Raw genomic sequence first — 21107 nt, 5'->3', positions numbered from 1 at the left:
AAAATCTGATTTTAACAATGGTACAGCTGACACGACACTACCAAAAAACCACATTTCAATTTCTCTGAGATCTGATTTTAACTTATGCCAGACGAACAGTTTTTGAAAAAAATACAGACTTTCAATCTCCTAAGTTCTGATTATTAAATTAATCCATAAACCCTTTTTTCATTGTTTATTTCAAATATGTTCAAATATCAACGATTCCTATTTATTTTTCATGCAAGCGAATATCGGAGGAATTGTCCCGTTGTCAACGGTGGATTGGCATGGGCGTTCGTCAGTTGTTGTTTTTTTTAACGGATGCTCTTTTCGCTGCCCTTACTGTCATAATTTTGATCTGATTGAAAAAAAGAATCCGGTTGACATGGATTTGGTTCAAAAGAGAATTGCCGGATCAAAACCGTTTGTTTCTGCCGTTGTTTTCTTAGGGGGAGAACCTTTATTGCAGGCCGCTGAAGTCGAAGAAATTGCAAAAATCGCAAAGGAAAACGGCCTTTTGGTTGGGATTCATACAAACGGATATTTTCCAAAGGCTGTAGCATCTCTTCTTGAAAAAAAACTGGCGGATAAAATTTTTGTCGACATCAAGGCACCGTTTGAACCGGCTTTTTATATGAAAGTCATTGGTCTGAATCCGGAACCAACAAAATCCATTCCAACCCCGACTTTAAAATCGACTCTCGGTCCCTTGGAAAATACTCCATCGGACAAGCCGGTCATTGAGAATATTCAAAAAACACTCCGTTTAATTGATGAATCCGACATTGAATTGGAAATCAAAACAACCGTTTTTCCGGGTTTAGTCGGCAGCCCGGAGGATATTTCAAAAATTGCGGCGTGGATGGACGAAAACTTGAACGGAAAAACTAAATTGACTTACGTTCTCCAACAGGGAAACGGCAAAAACGCGTCGGATCCTGTTTTGAAAAAAACACGCTCATTTGAACCGGAAGAAATGACCGGCCTGGCAAATGTTGCCAAAAAATATTTAAAAAATGTTCCTGTTTTTACCCGAACCGAAGAAGAAGGACAAAAGGAAATTTTTTAACAAAGATTTGTCTTCAAAATATAAAATAAAAGCAAATCAACAAGATACAAGTTAGAGTGAAATCAATAAAACTGAAAGCGGCAACATTTTTACAATAAAATATATACAATTTACATAATTTGAATAATATATTTGAAATCAACCGCCGATTTCTTTAAAAAAATAAGTATTGGTAGATGACTTCAATTAAAATTGTAGTTAAAATAAAGGCTATATATCATCGACACTTTTTACCTTTTATCCCGAATAATTCATGTATTTTTCATGAATCGATTCCATAAAACTACTAAAACCCATTCGAAACGGTTTTTTTCAAAAACGACCCCGAAAACCCCAATTCAACAAAAACGATATGGACGAATAAATGAAAAATACATGGATAAAAATCCCATACGCCTTGCTATGAAAATAGCACAATAAATTACCTAAAATACGTATCCACCAAATATGTATTCACCAAATACGTATCTACTAAATATGTATCCATGAAATGTCATCCAAAAACCTCGAATCAAAATAAAAACGAAAAAACGAAATCAAAACAAAACTAAAACAATTCGGCAAAATGGCGTATGGGAAAATTGCCGTCGTTTAATAACGGGATCTTAAAATTTGTTGTTTTTCGGTTTTAAAAACGTCCCAAAATATGAAAGCTGAAATGAGGCGGAAAAAAGATAAGTGGACCGCTGAAAAAACAATTTTAATCGGATTGTTGTGCTGTTGCCTTTTAAAAAACGGCACAACATGTTTTTTCCCATCTAAGTCTTTATTTCATTTGATTAATATTTTATTCAATGTGAACCTCTCAATCAATTATACCTTCAATCAATTATAATTCTTCAATCAATTGTAATACTTCATTCAGCTGGCATTATTTATTGATTTATTTGCATTTGCCGGCATGCCACAAAACGCAATATATAAATAAAATGGATTTATGTAAACTATATTTGAAAAAAAAGTTTACAAAACATTTACAGCACTTGAATTCTTCCGTTTATTTCCTGATTTTCCTATTTCCTTACTTTTTTATTTCAGCCGGTGATGAATATGAGTAAAAAATCCCCTAAAAAAACAGATTTATCTCAACAAGTCACCGAAGAAAAATTAATTGATGCTTTTTCCGACGTTTTTTTAATGTCTAAAAAGCCCCTTCTTTCCGGTTCAGAATCGGACGATTGCGCAGCAATCGATTTGTCTTTTTTTTCCGATTCTTTGAATTCTTCATCTTCTCCATCTTCCCCATTTTCTCCACATTCAAAGCCAGCTATGCCTGAATTTGGAAACAAATCTCTTGTTTTGAGTACGGATTCCGTTCGCCAAAAAACAGATTTTCCGCCGTCAATGACTTTTTGGCAAATGGGATGGATGTCGGCTGCTGTTAATTTGAGTGATGTGGCTGCGATGGGTGCAAACCCAATCGCGTTTTTAGCGGCAGTTGGTCTTCCCCCCGTTTCTTCATTAGAAAATGCTAAAGAATTGGCGGCCGGAATTCAAGACTGTGTTTCTTTGTTTGGTGCCGAAGTCATCGGCGGCGACACCGAATTTTGTGAAGAGGTCCGGGTGACCGGAACGGTAGTCGGTGTTTCCGATAACAATCAAATTGTCTACCGCAAAAATGCAAAGCCCGGAGATTTGTTGTGCGTGACCGGATATTGCGGCTCCGCCGCGGTTGCGCTTGACGTTCTTTTAGAATCGGATGCGCCGGTCAAAAAAGATAAGTCCAAAAACAACGACAAGAGGAAAACAAAATCAAAATTAAAGCCAAAAATAGACGCGAGCCCTTCCTTTTTGAAAAATTTAACCGAGCCGTTCCCGCGTGTTTTTGAAGGCCGGCTTCTTTCAAAAACAGGAGCCCTTACATCCATGATGGACACAAGCGACGGTCTTGCGGTTTCCGTTCACGAACTTGCGAAAATGTCCGGTGTCGGCTTTATTGTGGACGCGAACAAGATTCCGATGGAAGAAGAAGCCTTTCACGTTTTGTTTCAATTATTATCCAAATCCACATCGTCCCCGGCGAAAATTCAAAAAGAACTTCTTGAAAAAGCGCTTTACATCGGCGGCGATTATGAACTCTTATTTACGGTTTCCCCCGACAAATTGCATTTGGTTGAGGAAGCTTTTGACAAATTCAATGCTGATTTCGGTTCCGATTTCAGTTTCGATTCCGGTTTCGGTTCCGGTTCTCAATTTCAATCCCAATCTCAATCCCGATTGGGCCAAAATTTCGGAAAATCCGGCCGTTTCCCCTGTTTATTCAGTGTGATAGGAAAAGCGGTTGCCGGAAACGAGATTCTTTTAAAAACAAATGAAAATGGCAAAGAACAACAAATACCGCTTTTGAAAAGAGGTTACGGGAAAGACCCATGACACTCTTCTAAATCGGTTTTTGGAAAAATATTTCTCAATTTCCGCTTTTCATTTTCCAATATGGGAACTTAAATATAATGAAATTGATAATTCACAATTATTATGGCAACATTTAATATTTTGTCATTTCTTAATTCCATATCTATCTTATCAAAAATATATAAATAACAGGAGATTAATATAATCTATTGAGTGTTTATAAATCACGATTATGATTTAAACCAAAAATGAGGGAACGAATATGAAAAAAATGATCTTTAAAGCAATGATTGCGCTTTTGATTTTATTCGCGATGGCGGGTATGGCAAGCGCTGCTGCTCCGGTTTTAAAACTGGATGACATTACAGATAACAACAACGGTACAGGAACAATAAAATGGAGCTGGACTGGCGATAATGTTGATGGTAAATATATTGTAAAAATTAACGATGTGGAAATTACGGGTTCACCGATAACAGCCCTAACTTATTCTGTGACAGACGCTGCTGTTGGTACAGATTACAAAATTACAGTAATAGATGCTGCTGTTGATACGGATTCAACATCGTTGACGAATAAAATATTGGATATTTCAACAACAACTCTTAAGTCAACATCATCAAGCAACGATACAAAATTTAAACTGGAAATATCTCCATCCACCACTTTTCAATATTGGGACGGAACCAATTGGGTTCTTTACGAAGATTCCGTAGGAGCAGCAGTTCCTTCAACAAACGATATCGTGTATCGATTGAGAGATACTAACAATAACACCAGTCTGAATGCAACGGTTAATTATCCCTCTAATATAAACATCTTGAACATTACATCAACAAACAGCACAGACGCAGGAAACACCAGCAAATACAATATCAGTTGGTCAATTTCTGATTTTGATGGATGGAACCAAGTAAATTACAATATTTATGAAAAAACCACACCGGAAACACTAATAGAATCTGACAAAACGATTTCAGCAACTACAGATAAAATTAACGTTTCAAATTTAGTTCCAGGAAAAACTTATGTTCTTGAGGCTCGGGGTGTAAATCCAACAGGAAATACGCCGGAAGGATATGGATTGTTTGTTAAAAAAGAAACACCTCTCGCAGCCGCTGATCTTATTGACAATGTAACCCATTACAATAAAACACAAGACAAAGAGGAAAATTTCTCCGTTGAAATCAATAAAAATATAACGGTGGAAGCAAAAACTCTTGTCGATTGTGATTTTGACTGGACGCTCAAATATGAAAATGGTACAGTTGTTCCGGGAACAGAGACCAACGGTGATGCAACCGATGCAAAAACCAGCAAATTCGATTGGAAGACCAATGCAACCGGAAAATACAATTTAACGTTACTCATTACTGAAAATGGAACACCCGCAAATAACAAAACTTTGAAATGGGAAATTACCGTCACTGAACGCTCCACCGGAAACCGCATCTGGTCGGACGGAATGCCCACCACCTACACTTGGGACGCCCGCAGTTTCTCCGGATTCTATTACAATTTGGATACCGGCGAAGGCAATGAGAGCATGACCATTTCCAACATTGGCCGCAGCATCAACGACGGCGACATCAAATACGTGACAACTCCCTCCACCACCGAATACAACTACACCAAATGGGGCAGCTACGACGTGGTCGGATTCATGGGCGACAAATACTTTGCCGGCTACAACAGCAGCGAAAGCATGATGAAGGAAGGGAATTTGTCCAAAGTCTTGATGGACAGTGACCAAAAAACCAACGCCAACATGGGACAATACATTGCGCTTGAAGAAGGATACTCCATTAAAGTCGACCAAATCAACTTGAAAGGAAGCAGTGCCCGTCTCATTCTGGAAAAGAATGGAAAAGAAATGGACTCCGCAATTGTTCCCTCCGGCGAAAATGCCTCCTTTGAAAAGAAATTCGGAAACAAAAATTTCACTTTGGTCCGCGTTCACGTGGATTCCGTCTTCCAAGGATCGGAAAGCAGCATCGTTGTCATTAACGGAATTTTCCAAATTTCCGACAACGTGACCAAACTCGAAACCGGAACCAAAATTGACAAAATGGAAATTACCAGCGTCAGCTCTTCCCGGATTGAAATGGAAAACCATGACGACATCAGCTTGAGCGCCGGCAGCAACGTCACCTTGATGGGAAAGATGAAAATCGAAGTGGCCGACAGCAGCACCCTGCGGTTTGCGCCCTACATTGAGTACACCGACCCCGGAAAATACGAAATCCGCGGAACGGTTTCCGATTATAACAGCTCCAGCTACATCATCGACAAATGGACCCCGCAAAACTTTGAAGGATTCTATTACGATATCGATGACGACAATGTCAACACCGAATCCATTACCGTTAAAACTGATTTAACCAGCACAAGAACCATTGCCAAAGACGATTTGGTTTACAACTCCACCGTTGTGACAACGGATTACAACTACAGCTCCTGGGGCGACTATCAGGTCGTTGGATTCATGGGTGAAAAATACTTTGCCGGCTATGACAGCAGCAAAAGCATGCTCAAAGATGGATACTTGTCCAAAGTCTTGGTGGACAACGATGACAAAAGAAATGCCAACATGGGACAATACATCACGCTTGAGGATGGTTATGCCATAAAAGTGTCACAAATCGATCTGAACGGAAACAGTGTCCAACTGCTTCTTGAAAAGAATGGAAAAGAAGTGGACTCCAACATCACCAAATCCGGACAAGATGCCACCTTTGAGCGGAAAATCGGAAACGAAAATTACATCATTGTGCGTGTACACGTTGATTCCGTTTTCCAAGGACAGGAAAGCAGCATTGTCGTCATTCGCGGCCTTTTCCAAATCTCGGATGCCCCCGTGAAACTTGAAGACGGTGCACGATATGGAAAAATGGAAGTCAGCGCTCACACATCCACCGGAATCGAACTCAAAAACCGGGACACCATTGGCCTGTCTTCCGGAAACACTGTCGATTTCCTGACAGTCGGCAACACCACCATGTCCTTTAAAGTCGGAGACAACAGCACACTCCGCTATGCTCCAATTGTGATTCGTGAAGTCGGCTCCAATTCCTCTTTGGAAGTCAAGGCGTCCCCCAATCCGGTGACTCTCGGCTCGGCGGTTGACATTACGGTTTCCGACCGCGGAACAACCCTTGAAGGCGCCACGGTGACTGCCAACGGTTCCAAAATCGGAACAACCAACTCATCCGGAATGATTTCTTACACGCCAAGCGGCGCCGGAACGATTAAAATCACCGCATCCAAAACCGGTTATGTAGATGGCAGCGCTTCTTTGACGGTTCAGGAACAACTCCGAAACATGTCGATTTCAATTGAGCCGGACAACATCTATCCGGGAACGACCGGAACGATCCGGGTTTATGATTCCCTGTCCGGATCCAACATTTCCGGTGCAACCGTGACAATTGGAAGCGACACCATCGGAACAACCGGATCAAACGGCCAGGTCAGCTATACATTCAATGACGCCGGAACTTTTACGATTCGAGCAACTGCACCCAGCTACAACCCCGGAACAAAATCAATCACTATCGAATCCAAAGTGAATTTCGTGTATTCGAATTTCGTCTTAAAGCCGGAAACGTTGAGTGCCGGAAAAACCGCGAAAATGTCCTTTGACATCACCAACAACGGAATCGAAAGCGGTTCTCATACTGTGACGCTTCAATTGGTGGATGCGTCCGGAAATGTTGTTGACGAAGATTCCCAAACCGTGACCTTAGATGTCGGAAAAAGCAAATCGGTGACCTTGTCCGTCAAACCGAAAAACGAAGGAACCTATTCTTTGGTTCTTAAAGAAGACGGATATGGCGTGAGCAGTGTGCCGCAAAGCTACTCTTCCATGACCACCGGCCCGTCGACCGGATTTGGCGGCGGCTCAACGGCTCTGTATGTTGCCCTTGGAATTGTCGCTGTGATTGTCTTGGGTGTTCTCGGATATGTCGCTTACCTCTTTGGAGTGAAAGGCGCGACCCGCAGCAACTACAAAGATGTCAGCCGTCAGGTGACAAGCGACTTGAAAAACAAATTCAAGAGAAACAAGTAAATGTTAAAGTAAAAAACGAAAAAATTAAACAAAGGGTTTGCCGATTCAGGCAAACCTTTTCTTTTAATTCTTTTTTTGCCGCCGCTTGCGTGCGTTACGGCAACATATTTTTAAAATTTTCAACAAAACTCAATCATTCGCTTTTTAAAAATAATAATTTTACAACAGACACACCGTTTTTATTCGTCTTTTTTATCCGACTTTTTTTATCCGACTTTTTTTATCCGACTTTTTTTATCCGACTTTTTTTATTCGTCTTTTTTTATTCGTCTTTTTTTATCCGACTTTTTTTGCGGCGAGTTCAATCGCTTCAATAATGCTTTCCTTGGGCATGATGGTTGTGACCGGAATGGAAACAATTTTTTCAACCGTGTGGCTGACAATCGGCGCGCACACCAACGCTTTTGCGCCATCTTGCTCCGCTTTTACGGAAACAATAATGGCCTCTTCAATGGAATTGGCGGAATACTCTTTAATCGTAATCAACCGGCCACCGATTTTTCGTTTGGATTCGGTAATGGTATCCAGAACCATTCGAGCCGCGATGACCGCGATGAAATCTTCGGCAGGCGTTTCATATTTTTTGACGGTTTCCACGATTTGGCGTAACGTTTTCATATTGGGAGAACGGTTTCCGGAGAGGATTTTGTAAAACGTGCTGTGCGGAATGCCCGCTTCTTTTGAAAATTCCACCGCATTCATATTCAAATCTTCTTTCATCGCACGCTGGAGAACAATTTGAAATTTTTCATCCGATTCAAAAGCGGCTTTCATCAAACGGTCAGAAACATTCATGCAATCCTCTGCTTTTATTTGTTTTTAATTTGTTTTTTATTTTTATTGAATTATCTAATCACTTGAATTTGAAAAATAAAATTTATCCCATATAATCTTTCCGAATTTGACAAAATTCTATTTATTTTGTCCTAAAACGGATATTATTTTTTCAAAACCGGATAGTTTTTTATATGATTTTAAGGAAAAGATTGTTATCGGATTTATTTCAAATCTATGATCAGAAGCGGCTGATCGGTTTTCAAGGAATTGACAATCGATCGACACTCAAATCAATAATTGATCACCACCCGAATCGACAATCGGTCAGCGGCCGGTTGATGAATTGATGATTCCAAACGTGATGAATGATTCCAAACGTGATTGCAAACGCGACTGATGATTGAATTTTTTTGAGAGATCCGCCAATGTTTTTCAAAACATTTTCAATTTTTCCGATGGTTCAGCCATGTTTGTGGCAAGTCATCGTTAGTTTATTATTTGTTTTTCATCACTGCTGATGAATTTAGGGGAGGTTTAACAATGAAAAAAGTAATATTTGCACTCTTGGCATCCGTTTTAGTGACCGCTGTCATCTTATCCGGCTGTATCGGCGACAAGTCCGGCGGAAATCTGTCCAACGTCACCATCGGCTACCAGCCAAGCACCCACCAAATGGCATACACATCCGCTCAGTCTATGGACTGGTGGTCTACCAATCTGTCCAAATTGGGCGTCACAACCGTTGACAAAAAACTTTTTGAAAGCGGTCCGTCCGAATCCATTGCTCTGTCTTCCGGCGCGATTCAGGTGGCCTACATTGGCGCCGCTCCGTTGATTCCGGCAATTTCCCAAAACAATTCCGACTTAAAAATTATCGCCGCCGTTCAAATCAACGGTTCCAGTTTAGTCGTTCCGAAAAATACAACCTACAACGACCCGCAAGATTTGGTCGGCAAAAAAATCGGAACATTCCCGCCGGGTTCCATTCAAGACACCTTGTTAAAATCATGGTTGGTCGCAAATGGTGTGGATTTGAAGAAAGTGGAAATCAAAGCCATGAGCCAGGGAGACGCTGAAGCGGCATTGATGTCCGGTTCTATTGACGCTGTTTTCTTGCCACATCCGGCTCCGGCTGTCATTGAACAGGGTGGTTACGGCAAAGTGGTGTACAATTCCGGCCAAATGGAAGCTGACCATGCCTGCTGTGTGATTGCCGTCAGCCAAAAATTCATTGACGAGCACCCGGATATTGTCAAAGAAATCGTCCGCATTCACATCGACGCGACAAAATACACGAACGAAAACCCTGAGCAAGCTGCCGAATATTATGCGCAGATGACCGGCGTTTCCAAAGACACCGTTATGAAATCCACCGGGGAATGGGATGGAAAATGGGTTTCTGACCCGCATCTGATTGAAAACTATGTTGTCAGCTATTCCCAAGCTCAATTCGACCAAGGATTGATTCCAAGAGCATTGACGGCAGAAGACCTCTTTGACACCAGTTTCTATGATGAAATCATGGCGGAACAAAAATAAATACCAAAAAAAATCGAATTAAAAAAATTAAATAAACGCATGCAAAAAGCAGATTTTTGAATTTGCTTTTTGTTTTTCTATTTTCCTTACTGCTTCTTTTTATTTTTCTATTGCTTTTTTGTTTTTGGTGCCACCTGCGCGCGTTACAGCAACAAATTCTGGGATTTTCAAAAAAACGACCGACCGTTTTTCTTTTACATTTTTGAAAAAAACGAAACGGTTTTAAAAAATCCGCTCAATTTACCAAAATCTATAAATAAAACAAGTTCAATTTAAGTGATTGTAAACCAAACAAGACGAAATGGTTTACAATCAGCAACAAACATGAATTTTGGGAAAACAACACCCAAAAATTCACATCTGTTTCAAAACAACAAACAAAACGAACAAGCAAGAAAAGATTATTCCCGAATATAAAAAAATCGGTCGGATTTTTTAAAAAAACGGACTTGAAAAATTTGTTCTTGCTTTAAGGAGGCGGTTTAAAAATAAAACATCCTCAAATTTCAATCGTTAACCCACCCCTGTAAATTCATAAAAACAGCAAGCGAAGTCAAAAACGTAACATATGTCTCAAAAAACACCCCAAGGAATGGGAGATACATATCTGTACTCTCCCGTTCTTTAAAAATTAACTTTTTCTACATTTATCATTCATTTTTGAAAAATTTAAATCAGCATGACGTCCAGCCGCCATCGACAATCAAATTGATTCCGGTAATGAATTTGGAATCGTCGCTGACCAAAAACAAAGCGGCTTTTGCGATTTCTTCCGGCGTTCCTGCCCCGCCATGCATGGATTTCATGCCGTCCGCCGTTTTGGCTTGTCCGCGTGCATTGACTTGAATGTTATTCATAATTTCCGTATTAATCGCGCCCGGGCAAATCGTATTGCAGCGAATTTTTTCGTCGCTGTAGGTGTAACCGACATTTTTGGATAGGCCGATCAGTCCGTGTTTTGAAACCGTATAAGCCGTTCCGGCCCGTCCGCCAAACAATCCGGCAATGGATGCGATGTTTAAAATAACGCCGCCGTTTTTATTTTTTTTCATGACGGGAATTGCTTTTCGAATCGACAAAAACGGTGCGGTCAAATTGGTGGTCAGAACTTTGTCCCACATGTCATCGGTTGTGTCCTCCACCAAACCCAAATCGTCCATAATGCCGGCATTGTTGACCAAAATATCTAATTTGGAATGGTTCAAAACCGCATAATCAATCATATTTTCAATATCTTGTTTGTCAGATACATCCCCTTTAAGCGGAATTACTTTCCCGGGCAAATTCTGAGATTCGGTTTTGAGCTTTTCCAAGCGGTCCAGACGCCGGGCGACGGCGATTACGGTTGCGCCTTCTTTGGCAAACAAAAGAGAAATAGCATGACCCATGCCGGAACTTGCCCCGGTGACGATTGCAATCTTACCTTCAAGTTTCATAATTGATCTTTTCCTTTTTCCAAGACTTATTTTTTAAAAATAAAAAATAAATAAAAAATAAAAATAAACCAATAGAAAGCCGAATACGTAAAACATTCTTTTGTATAATTTATAAACATATAAATATTTTGTTCAAAATATAATTTGTTGATTAAAAAATATGCCTAAAGCGAAATTGTTTTGGAAAAACGGAAAAGAAAGATATTTATTCCACATATTCGTTCATATGAATAAATTTCATACAATAGAAAATTTCGATGGATAACACAACCCTTCAATCGGAGAAAATATCAGGCAGGAATATTAATGCAAAAAGAAACATTCAAAGTGGGCGGTATGACCTGCGGTCATTGCCAAAAGAGAGTTCAAAAAGCAATTTCAGAATCAAGCGGAGTGACAAAAACCGTTGTCGATGTTTCAAAAGGAGAAGCTTACGTTGAATTTGATGAAACAAAAACGAATTTAAACAAAATCAAGGAAATCGTCAGAAATACCGGTTACCAAGCTTAATTGTAATATTCACATTCATATTACACATTTATATTTATATTTCATTTACATTTCATATTTACATATCATATTTACGCATTCGTATTTACATCTCATGTTTAAACATTTAAGCGTTTGAGTGGATTGTTTTACTTGTGTCATTTATGCATTATATTTTAAAGTTTATATTTTAATTATTAGTTAATTTTTTGCATTTTTTAAAAATGAAAGTGGAGGCTTTTCGATCAGAAGAGAAACATTTCAGGTCGGCGGCATGAGCTGTGACCATTGTGTTCGGGCGGTCAAGAAAATCGTTTTAAGTCTTCCCGAAATTGATTTTGTTGAAATTTCCCTGGACGCCGCCAACCAAATCGGCACCGTTACAGTGAGTTTTGATGAAAGAAAAACCAATTTGGACGCGATTTTTTCCGTCATTTCAAAAAATGATTACACCCCGTTTCTTTCCGATTCAGAAGCAAACCCCGCAAAAAATTCCCCTTTTCCAACCGAGTGCCCGATTTTTGAAACGGAAGAAGAAAAGCCGCCGGAATCAAAATCCCTGCCTTTTAGCCCTTCCAATTCGGCTTCGGTTTTTGAGGGAGAAAAATTAATTTTAAAAATTGAAGGCATGAGTTGTGCGGCTTGCGTTTTAAATATTGAAAAAACGCTGGCGAAAAAGGACGGGGTTTTTTCAGCGGTTGTGAATTTGTCGTTGAAAAAAGGAACGGTTTGGTACGACCCAAAAAAAACAATGCCGGAAGAGATAATTTCAGCGGTTGAAAAAATCGGGTACGCTGCAAAAATTGCCGGCGCTTCCAAATCCGGCGACGATGCCAAAGAGCTGGAAAAAGATGCCATTCGCCAGCGAAATAATTTCATTATTTCTTTTGTTTTGGGAATTCCCGTGATTTTGGGAAACATGAGCCTGATGATGGATATGTTTTCTTTTGTCCCGGATTTTTTGGGCAACAAATATGTGTTGTTTGTGCTGACGACCTTAATCATGATGGGGCCCGCCCGCCAATATTTTTCCGGCGCGTTTAAAGGTCTGAAAAACGGCCTTGCGGATATGAATCTTCTCATCGCGGCCGGAATCGGCTGCGCATACACTGTCAGCGTCGTGTCAACCTTTTGGGATTTGGGTCCGGGGTATGACCATTTGTATTATGAAACAGCGGCGATGCTTGTTATTTTTGTCACGTTTGGCAAATACTTAGAAGCGCGGACACGTGGGAAAACATCCACTGCCATTCGAAAACTGATGGAACTTCAGCCGCCGACATCCCGTGTCCTTCGAAACGGAACGGAAACAGAAATCCCGGCAGAAGAGGTTGTTATCGGGGATCTTGTGGTTGTCCGTCCGGGAGAAAAAATTCCGGTGGATGGAACAATTGTTTTGGGAAATTCGATGGTAGATGAATCCATGTTAACCGGTGAAAGCTTGCCGGTTGAGAAAAATGTCGGAAATTCAGTTATTGGCGCCACATTAAATTTATCCGGATCGTTTCAGTTTCGGGCAGAAAAGGTTGGGGAAGACACGTTTTTGTCTCAGATAATCCGGTTGGTGGAAGACGCGCAAACTCAAAAACCACCGATTCAAAAATTGGCGGACACCGTTGCCGGAAATTTCATCGTCGCTGTTTTCATCATTGCGCTGACCGCCTTTTTGTTTTGGTTTTTCGTCGGATATGATTGGTTTAATATTGCGGAAACAGATGAATTTTTGGGAATCAGTCCGTTTTTATTCTCGCTTCTAATCGCGATTACAGTTTTAGTTATTTCCTGTCCGTGTGCCGTCGGCCTTGCGACTCCGGCCGCTGTGATGGTTGGAACCGGCATGGGCGCAGAAAACGGAATTTTGATCCGGGGCGGAGATGGTCTTGAAAAATCACAGTCGCTTCAAGCTGTTGTTTTTGACAAAACCGGAACGTTAACACTTGGAAAACCAAATCTGACCGACATGATTTTACTGAATCCATATGAAACTTCCGAAAAAGAGATTTTTCAAATTGCCGCTGCATGCGAAAACAATTCCGAGCATCCGCTGGCAAAAGCTATTGTGGAGGGGGCGGCCCAAAGAGAAATTTATCCCAAACCAGTCGGTTCTTTTGAAGCGGTTTTTGGAAAAGGAATTCGGGCAACATTTGAAGACCGACCCGTTTTGATGGGAACACGCCGGTTCCTTTTGGAAAACGAAATTTGTTTGGACGAAACCGCACTTCTTCAAATCCAAAATTTTGAAAATCATGGAAAAACTGTTATTGTGATGGCTGTTTTTCATTCCCCGGTTGCGCTTTTTGCCCTGGCGGACACTTTGAAAAAGACGTCGGAGAACGCTGTTTTGAAGTTATCGGAAATGGGGCTTGCCGTTTATATGTTGACCGGTGATAATGAAAAAACAGCGCAAGCCATCGCCAAAGAAGCCGGTATTGATCCGGCTCATGTGATTTCTGAAGTTTTGCCGACGCACAAAGCGGAACAAATTCGAAAGCTTCAGGAATCAGGACTTATGGTTGCCATGGTGGGAGACGGAATCAATGATGCCCCCGCCTTGACACAAGCCGATGTCGGAATTGCGATGGGAGCCGGAACAGATATTGCGGTGGAGTCGGCCGATGTTATTTTAATTCGGAACAATCCGGAAGATGTGGCGGTTGTTCTTCAGCTGAGCCGGCTGACGATTCGAAAAATAAAACAAAATTTGGGATGGGCACTGGGTTATAACGCGATTGGAATTCCGATTGCGGCCGGCATTTTATATCCGCTTGTTCATACGGTGTTGATCAGTCCGGAACTGGCCGCTGCTTTTATGGCACTCAGTTCTGTTTCCGTTACACTGAATTCTCTGTTGATGAAAAAATCAAAAATCAAATAAAAGCAAAAAAATAAACCAATAATTAAAAATCAAAATCAAATAAAAGCAAAAAAATAAACCAATAATTAAAAATCAAAATCAAATAAAAGCAAAAAAATAAACCAATAATTAAAAATCAAAAATCAAATAAAAGCAAAATCAAATTAAAATCCATAATTATAAATTAAAATCAAAATTAAATCAAAATCTAAAAACATATTGAAAAAAAAATAGCAAAATTTGCAATAATCAAGAAAAGAGGATATGAAAATATGGCGATTGTGGCTGCAAATACTCAAAAAAAAGAAGATAAGACCCGTTTCTCCATTTTTATCAAAAGTCTGCTTTTTTCGTTTTTGTTGTCGCTTTTGTTTTTGTCGGCCGCTTTTCTTAAAAATCATTATTTTTCCGGGTCTTATACGGAAATTGACATAATAGGTGGGGTTGTTTTCGTTTTTTTCTTGAGTTTTGTTATCCTTTTGGTTTTGATTCCGAAAATTCAGGAAAAAATCGGGAATCATTTTTAATTGATTTTTTTAAAAAAACATATTTTTCAGATGTTTCCGGTTTTATATTAAATTTTTTAAAAATTTAATACAAAATTTTGAATGTACTACAGACTTAAATATTTTACGCCACTCGGATATTGAACGAAAAATAAAAGCAAAAATCCAAAATAGAAACAGTATGCTGAAATTGGAAAATATTTAAAAATTGAATCGCCGTTTTTGAAATTCTTAAAAAAATGATTGTCATAACGCACACATTATTGCCCAAAAACAAAAGAAAAAAAACAAAAAAAACAAAAGAAAAAAAAGAAAGCAAATTGCTTTCTTAATCTGTTTTTGCTTTAAATTTTTTTGCTTGCAGCGTTTATTCCAGCGTCGGGATGGAAGTAATCAAACTTCTCCGGGTAATGATTCCGACGAGTTTTTCGTTGTCGACAATCGGAACAATTCCGACATTTTTGTGAACCATCAAGCTGACGATATCTTCCGCCGGCGTGTTGGGTCCGGCTGTGATTGGGTTTCGAGTCATCACGTCAGCGACAAGCAAATTTTTAATCCGGGCCTCTTGATGGTTATCGGGAACACTGTCCTTAAATTCCTGGAAAGCAACTGCGACGTCTTTTTCTGAAATAACGCCAACCAATTTTCCTTCTTCCATGACCGGAATTCTTCCGACGTTGTGCTCCAGCATCAAATAGCGGGCATGAACCAGCCGCTCATTGGAGTTGATGGCAATAATGGTTTTTTGGAACATCACATCTTTGGCAAGACCCCGGAAATCATACGCGCCGATTATTTCGTTGGGTGTAATCCAGCCAAGAACATCTTTTTCATTCTCAGAAACCAGAAGGACGCCGCCTTTTTCTTTAATGATTTTGACAGCAACCGAAAATTTGGTATCGGGCTTAATGAAAGTGAAGTTTTCGGAAATGGCCGTCACCACCGGAAGAGAGGAAGGCGGCTTCGTTCTCTTTTTAGTTCCGAGTTCTTTGGCAAGATTGCGCATCGTCAAAATCCCGACCACTTCATTATTGTGTGTTACAAGAAGCCGGCGCGTATTTTTTTTCTCCATAATCCCAAGAGCGTTAGAGATTTTTGCGGACTTGTCGATGCGTTGAGGGGACACCATAATGTCTTTTGCCTGCATGGTTTTTCACCTTTTGTTGAAATGGATTGATATATAAAACGGAACCGGTAAAAATGTCCGGCTCGTTACAAATTGTATTTACGATTTATGATGAAATTTCGGTTAATTAACCGACTTTTGAATTTAACTTTTGAATTTTTGAATTTAACTTTGAATTTAACTTTTGATTTTTGAATTTTATTCGTCACATTCCACTGATTCGGAAATGCTTCGGATGATATCATCTCTTGAAATCATGCCGGCGATTTTTCCATTTCGGGTTACCGGAAGAGACGTGACTTCATTGTCAATGATTTTTTTGGCGGCGATTGAAACGGATGCACTGACATCCACCGTAATAATCGGCGTCATCAAATCTTCCGCGATAAACGGCAAGTCCATGGAAGAGCGGCGAACTTTGGGCTTTTTGGATGGTTTTTCTTTTTTGCGGCCATTGCCCTCAATTAAATCGTTTGCGGACAAATCTTTCAAGGAAACGATTCCCACCGCTTTTGCGTTGTTGTCCATGACAATCACTTTTTGGACATCGTTTTTTTCCATTTCGCCGATAATGTGATTGATGGTGTGATTGGTGTTGACCGTCACCGCCGTTTCGCACATGAAATCCGAAACCTGTTGCTCATGACCAATTCCGCCATCGGATACCAACCGAATAATATCTGTTTTCGAAACAATTCCCATAATTTCCTTGTCCACAACCGGCAGATGGTCTATTTTTTGACAGGTCATGATTTGAGCGGCCTCGCTGACAGACGCGTTGGGGGAAATCGTAATGACATCTGTCGAACACAAAGATTTGATCGGGATTTGGTCGATCGGGCGCCGTTTCCAAGCTGCTTCCTCTTCAAACAATCTGGTTTTTAAATCTGATTTCGTAAAAATGCCGGCAATCGTTTGCCCGTCAACCACCAAAATGGAACCGATTTTATGTCTCAGCATAAGATTTCGGGCACGTGCGACCGTTTCATCGGAACCGACAACATAAACCGGTGCGCTCATGATATTTTTTACTTTCATGAATTAACTCCTCTGTGACTTGGACTTTGGTTTATTTTACTTAAATTCCAATTCTATTTTTTATTCATTCCGATTCTGTTTTTTAATTTTCAATTCAGTTTCTTAGTTTTTCAATTCAGTTTTTCTGATTCTGTTCGTCCGCTTCTACATTTTTCTAATCTTTTGTTTTTTGATTCATTTTCTGTATTTTTTTGTTTTTTGATTCATTTTCTGTATTTTTTTGTTTTTTGATTCATTTTCTGTATTTTTTGTTGAATGTATTGTCCGAAAATATTTTTCATTGGCTTTCAGATGATTTATCTTTTTTATCTTTGACTGTCTTGATTTATCTTTGGTTTATTTTCTTTTCGATTTTGATCTGTCAATTTTTCAATGTATGGTTGACAGACTTTGAAATTTCAAATTTTGATCGTTCAAATTTGATTGTTCAATTATTTTTCAATTTTTGACGATTTAAATTGATTTTTTCAATTATTTTCAATCTTTCAAAGTCTGAAAAGACAAAAGATTGATTCAGGCCAAGCTGCTTAAACTAAGAGAGCGTACCCTCTTTGTCATAAATTACAGAAAAGAGATTTCCGGTCGTCAGGCAACAATGAAATCACTTCCGCAAACACGTTTTAAAGGCAGCAGTTTTAATAAAAACAGTGCTTTGCCTTTCAACGCTTTGCAAAAGTCAAAATCAGAAATGCCGAACAAAAAAGTTCTGAAATTGGGATATTGATTTTGTGTCATTTTCTTCACCCAAATTATATTTCCGGATAAGGTTAAAATGACTGCCATGACTTATATATTTTGCCCGAAATTTATTCGGTTTTTTCGTTTCTATTTTTGCCGAAATCTTTATTAAAAGGATTTTTAAACCCCCATATTTCCAATGGAAAAACAAAGAACGGTCGATTTATTTAATGATTTAATATATTAGATTATTCAATTTAATGAAACTAAATTGAAGAAAACGATTCTATTCTTTCAAAAAATGTTTATGATTTGAAAAATATGAGAAATATTTATGGTTTGAAAAAATGTTTATGATTTGAAAAATATGAGAAATGTTTATGATTTGAAAAAAAACTGCCGTACAATATTGAAATTGTCCGGCAGGGAGAATGACAAATTAAACAATCGAAACTTTTGTCCGGTTTCCAGCACTGAGTTCGATTTCTTCACTCATTCCGAATTTGGAAAAAGCATCCGTCACACGAACCATCATTCCGATTTGGATGTCATTAATAAACTCAGCATGTTCGCCCCAAAGCGTCACTCTGATTCTGCCGGTGTCATCTTCAAGTTCCATACTGGAAACCGTGTTTTGGGTTCCGTCGTCCCGTTCAAATTCACGCAGCTCACCGATGTCAATGACCCGTCCCTGAACGGAATAGGATTTTCCGGGGAGAATGTCATTGATTTTATCCACTTTTTCCTTGTAAAGAACTTCTTTTTGAGATGCGGCAACATTTCCGCGGTTTCCGACATTAAGTTCCACCTGCTGGCTGAAATTATTCAGTTTTGAATAGGCGTTGGTCACTTCAACCGTTTCTCCGAAATCAAATTCATCCAAATGCGTGGTTTTGTCATCCCAAAGTGTAACTCGGATTTTTCCGGTTTCATCCCCAATGACAAAATTTCCGATTGTCCCGGTCGAACCGTCTTTTTTAGAGAAAGTACGCACATCGGAAATGTCCAAAATAACGCCGGTCAAGTTGACGCCGTTCATGCCGTCGGCAACTTCCGCCACTTTCGTAAATGGAAGAACAAAATCCACCATTTCGTCTAAAACCTCGACAAACCCGGCGTTTCCGATGGAAATTTCCACTTTTTGAGAAAAATTATTGATTTTGCTGTAAGCGTTTTGGACGCGGACGGATTGACCGACCTTTAACTGTTCGGTCAATGCTGTCTTTTCATCCCACAAATTCAAACGGACCGTACCGGTGGCGTCCCCAAGTGTCATGCTGGAAACTTTTCCTTCTGTTCCATCTTTTCTGGAAAATATTTTCACATTGCCGATATCTAAAATTTTTCCCGAAACGGCAATATCATTCATTCCATCTTTGATGTCCGCGATTTTGCGGTCTGAAACATCATATTCCACATCTTCGTCACTGGGCGCAAAAACCCCATTGTTTCCGACATTGACTTCCGTTCCGTTTAATCCTTTCTTTGTGTAACCGGCAACAACCACGACGGATCCGATTTCAACCTCGCCGGATTCCAGCACTTCCACTTTGGAATCCCAAATCGAAACCCGGATTTTTCCGGTCCGATCTCCGACAACAACATTGGAAACACGGCCGACGGTTCCGTCATTTCTTTTAAATTCACGCGGCTCATACGTTGCCAAAACTTTTGCGTAAAAAACAACATTGCCGCTGTTTTCTGAAATACAATCAATGGTCACCGGCTCTTTTTCCGTGCTCGAAACGCCCAGATCACTCAAAACCAAGCGCGCACACATTTCATCATCGCAAAGACCACCCAGCGCATCTTTTCTTTCATTCACCTTTTCCAAAAAATCATCATAACTGATTAAATGACTGACCTTTTCATAAATTTCTTTCATTTCCGTCATTTTCGACACCTAAACACATACAAAATCATGTAAAATTCGCTCAAATATGCTAAAAGATAAACATCAATAACCATATTATTATTTGATTCTATTGTTTGACCTAAACTTTTAAAAAAAAAAGATATTGAGATATAAACCTATCGAAAAAAATTTGCTATGCAAATTTTTTATTGGCGGGGGACAACTCAAATCCAAAATTCACTGCACGAATGATGCTTCCTTCGGTCGAAAACAAATAGAAGTAAATGGATATTTTTGTTGTGTTGCGCTGCCGCGCGTGTTATGGCAACAATTTTTTTAAAAAATTAATTAAAACCGCAACCTGTCTTTTATTTTTGTTATTTTTAGTACTTGTTTTTGTTTGTTTCTTGGTTGTTATTTTGGTTATTTCTTTGGTTGTTATTTGGTTATTTCTTTGGTTGTTATTTGGTTATTTCTTTGGTTGTTATTTTGGTTGTTATTTTGATTTGATTTTTCACTTTTTCGGATTCTATTTCAATGATATTCTATTTATATCAAAAACCCATTTATGGATACTATGATTCGTAAGTGCAATGAGCACGGTTGTTTTAGAGGCGAAGTTTGTCCGTGTTGCGATTCCAATGGGGATTTCATTTTAGATGATGACCGTGAAGATCGTTTAGGACGTTTTATTTCGGGAGCGCTTCGGCATTTTCCGGAAAAACTCGAACTTCCCATGTATATTGACGGCTGGGTCAGTATCAACGCGTTAGCTGTTGCCGCCGCCAAAAAATACAAATGGCCGAAAAAATACCACATTTATGCTCTGGTTGAATCGGATGAAAAGGGCCGGTATGAAATCGCCGGCGGAAAAATCCGGGCCCGTTACGGTCATTCCATTGATGTCATTTTGAATTATCCGCTCTATGATGGTGAATTTGCTTACTATGGCGTCAGTCCGGAAGAAGTTGATATTATTTTGGAACAGGGAATCCGTCCCGTCAAACAAAAATATTTACATCTCAGCACAACGCTTGAAAAAGCAATTGAAGTCGCCACGGTTCATACAGAAAATCCGTCTATTTTCAAAATCGACGTAAAAACCGCAATCGATGATGGCTTAAATGTTATGGTTGTGAACAATGACATTTTGCTCACGGATGAAATTCCGGCCGAATATATTTTAGAAATTTACGAATAAAAGTAAAACAACTAGAATAAATTAAAATTATTTAAAATAAATTAAAAATAATCCAAAAAATACTAAACTTAAATTGTTTACCACAAAATTATTAAGTTTAAAAACATTTAACCTATTGGCTTTGATTTTAAAA

13 protein-coding genes are annotated in these 21107 nt (G+C 39.3%); 8 read left to right on the top strand and 5 right to left on the bottom strand.

Features of this window, described 5'->3' with window-relative positions; translation table 11 throughout:
* Positions 1–220: 220 nt before the first annotated feature.
* From MsAm2_RS00220 to MsAm2_RS00210, 3 genes are all read left to right on the top strand, one after another.
* Positions 221–1051 (top strand): anaerobic ribonucleoside-triphosphate reductase activating protein, encoded by an 831-nt coding sequence (locus tag MsAm2_RS00220; RefSeq protein WP_338097821.1) that lies wholly within the window; start codon positions 221–223, stop codon positions 1049–1051.
* Between the two features lie 1050 nt (positions 1052–2101).
* Positions 2102–3424: a thiamine-phosphate kinase gene (gene thiL / locus MsAm2_RS00215; protein ID WP_338097820.1), complete on the top strand. Its 1323-nt coding sequence runs from the start codon at positions 2102–2104 to the stop codon at positions 3422–3424.
* Between the two features lie 241 nt (positions 3425–3665).
* The gene (locus MsAm2_RS00210) at positions 3666–7472 is read left to right on the top strand and encodes an S-layer protein domain-containing protein (RefSeq protein ID WP_338097819.1); all 3807 of its coding nucleotides are present in this window, start codon (positions 3666–3668) and stop codon (positions 7470–7472) included.
* 276 nt (positions 7473–7748) lie between these two features.
* Here the strand turns inward: MsAm2_RS00210 and MsAm2_RS00205 are convergent, their stop codons facing one another.
* Complete coding sequence (locus MsAm2_RS00205) at positions 7749–8267, bottom strand: transcriptional regulator (RefSeq protein ID WP_338097818.1); 519 nt, start codon at positions 8265–8267, stop codon at positions 7749–7751.
* A gap of 522 nt (positions 8268–8789) precedes the next feature.
* On the opposite strand from MsAm2_RS00205, the gene MsAm2_RS00200 reads away from it, so the two are divergent.
* On the top strand, positions 8790–9788 hold the full coding sequence (locus MsAm2_RS00200) for an ABC transporter substrate-binding protein (RefSeq protein WP_338097817.1): 999 nt from the start codon (positions 8790–8792) through the stop codon (positions 9786–9788).
* 674 nt (positions 9789–10462) lie between these two features.
* On the opposite strand, the gene MsAm2_RS00195 is transcribed toward MsAm2_RS00200, so the two are convergent.
* On the bottom strand, positions 10463–11224 hold the full coding sequence (locus MsAm2_RS00195; protein ID WP_338097816.1) for a glucose 1-dehydrogenase: 762 nt from the start codon (positions 11222–11224) through the stop codon (positions 10463–10465).
* A 306-nt stretch (positions 11225–11530) separates the two neighbouring features.
* Between MsAm2_RS00195 and MsAm2_RS00190 the strand changes: the two genes are divergently transcribed.
* Together MsAm2_RS00190 and MsAm2_RS00185 are read left to right on the top strand one after the other, a co-directional pair.
* Positions 11531–11734, top strand: coding sequence for a heavy-metal-associated domain-containing protein (locus tag MsAm2_RS00190; protein ID WP_338097815.1), 204 nt, complete (start codon positions 11531–11533; stop codon positions 11732–11734).
* Positions 11735–11957: 223 nt separating this feature from the next.
* Positions 11958–14588, top strand: coding sequence for a heavy metal translocating P-type ATPase (locus tag MsAm2_RS00185; protein WP_338098534.1), 2631 nt, complete (start codon positions 11958–11960; stop codon positions 14586–14588).
* Between the two features lie 852 nt (positions 14589–15440).
* On the opposite strand, the gene MsAm2_RS00180 is transcribed toward MsAm2_RS00185, so the two are convergent.
* The gene (locus tag MsAm2_RS00180; protein ID WP_338097814.1) at positions 15441–16223 is read right to left on the bottom strand and encodes a CBS domain-containing protein; all 783 of its coding nucleotides are present in this window, start codon (positions 16221–16223) and stop codon (positions 15441–15443) included.
* Positions 16224–16400: 177 nt separating this feature from the next.
* The gene (locus tag MsAm2_RS00175) at positions 16401–17240 is read right to left on the bottom strand and encodes a CBS domain-containing protein (protein ID WP_338097813.1); all 840 of its coding nucleotides are present in this window, start codon (positions 17238–17240) and stop codon (positions 16401–16403) included.
* A 508-nt stretch (positions 17241–17748) separates the two neighbouring features.
* Here MsAm2_RS00175 and MsAm2_RS00170 point away from each other — a divergent pair.
* The gene (locus tag MsAm2_RS00170; RefSeq protein ID WP_338097812.1) at positions 17749–17964 is read left to right on the top strand and encodes a hypothetical protein; all 216 of its coding nucleotides are present in this window, start codon (positions 17749–17751) and stop codon (positions 17962–17964) included.
* A 393-nt stretch (positions 17965–18357) separates the two neighbouring features.
* On the opposite strand, the gene MsAm2_RS00165 is transcribed toward MsAm2_RS00170, so the two are convergent.
* Positions 18358–19812 (bottom strand): OB-fold nucleic acid binding domain-containing protein, encoded by a 1455-nt coding sequence (locus tag MsAm2_RS00165; RefSeq protein WP_338097811.1) that lies wholly within the window; start codon positions 19810–19812, stop codon positions 18358–18360.
* A gap of 529 nt (positions 19813–20341) precedes the next feature.
* Here MsAm2_RS00165 and MsAm2_RS00160 point away from each other — a divergent pair.
* Positions 20342–20974 (top strand): RNA 2'-phosphotransferase, encoded by a 633-nt coding sequence (locus MsAm2_RS00160; protein WP_338097810.1) that lies wholly within the window; start codon positions 20342–20344, stop codon positions 20972–20974.
* The last annotated feature ends 133 nt before the right edge of the window (positions 20975–21107 follow it).

This window comes from Methanolapillus ohkumae, from assembly GCF_032594355.1.
Classification (GTDB): Archaea; Halobacteriota; Methanosarcinia; order Methanosarcinales; family Methanosarcinaceae; genus Methanolapillus; species Methanolapillus ohkumae.
This window is presented reverse-complemented; position numbering and strand designations above follow the sequence as displayed.

Bases quoted from the DNA above. Each gene is read 5' to 3' on its own strand.
- MsAm2_RS00220 (WP_338097821.1), top strand. From the start codon at position 221: ATGCAAGCGAATATCGGAGGAATTGTCCCGTTGTCAACGGTGGATTGG.
- thiL (WP_338097820.1), top strand. From the start codon at position 2,102: ATGAGTAAAAAATCCCCTAAAAAAACAGATTTATCTCAACAAGTCACC.
- MsAm2_RS00210 (WP_338097819.1), top strand. From the start codon at position 3,666: ATGAAAAAAATGATCTTTAAAGCAATGATTGCGCTTTTGATTTTATTC.
- MsAm2_RS00205 (WP_338097818.1), bottom strand. From the start codon at position 8,267: ATGAATGTTTCTGACCGTTTGATGAAAGCCGCTTTTGAATCGGATGAA.
- MsAm2_RS00200 (WP_338097817.1), top strand. From the start codon at position 8,790: ATGAAAAAAGTAATATTTGCACTCTTGGCATCCGTTTTAGTGACCGCT.
- MsAm2_RS00195 (WP_338097816.1), bottom strand. From the start codon at position 11,224: ATGAAACTTGAAGGTAAGATTGCAATCGTCACCGGGGCAAGTTCCGGC.
- MsAm2_RS00190 (WP_338097815.1), top strand. From the start codon at position 11,531: ATGCAAAAAGAAACATTCAAAGTGGGCGGTATGACCTGCGGTCATTGC.
- MsAm2_RS00180 (WP_338097814.1), bottom strand. From the start codon at position 16,223: ATGCAGGCAAAAGACATTATGGTGTCCCCTCAACGCATCGACAAGTCC.
- MsAm2_RS00175 (WP_338097813.1), bottom strand. From the start codon at position 17,240: ATGAAAGTAAAAAATATCATGAGCGCACCGGTTTATGTTGTCGGTTCC.
- MsAm2_RS00165 (WP_338097811.1), bottom strand. From the start codon at position 19,812: ATGACGGAAATGAAAGAAATTTATGAAAAGGTCAGTCATTTAATCAGT.
- MsAm2_RS00160 (WP_338097810.1), top strand. From the start codon at position 20,342: ATGGATACTATGATTCGTAAGTGCAATGAGCACGGTTGTTTTAGAGGC.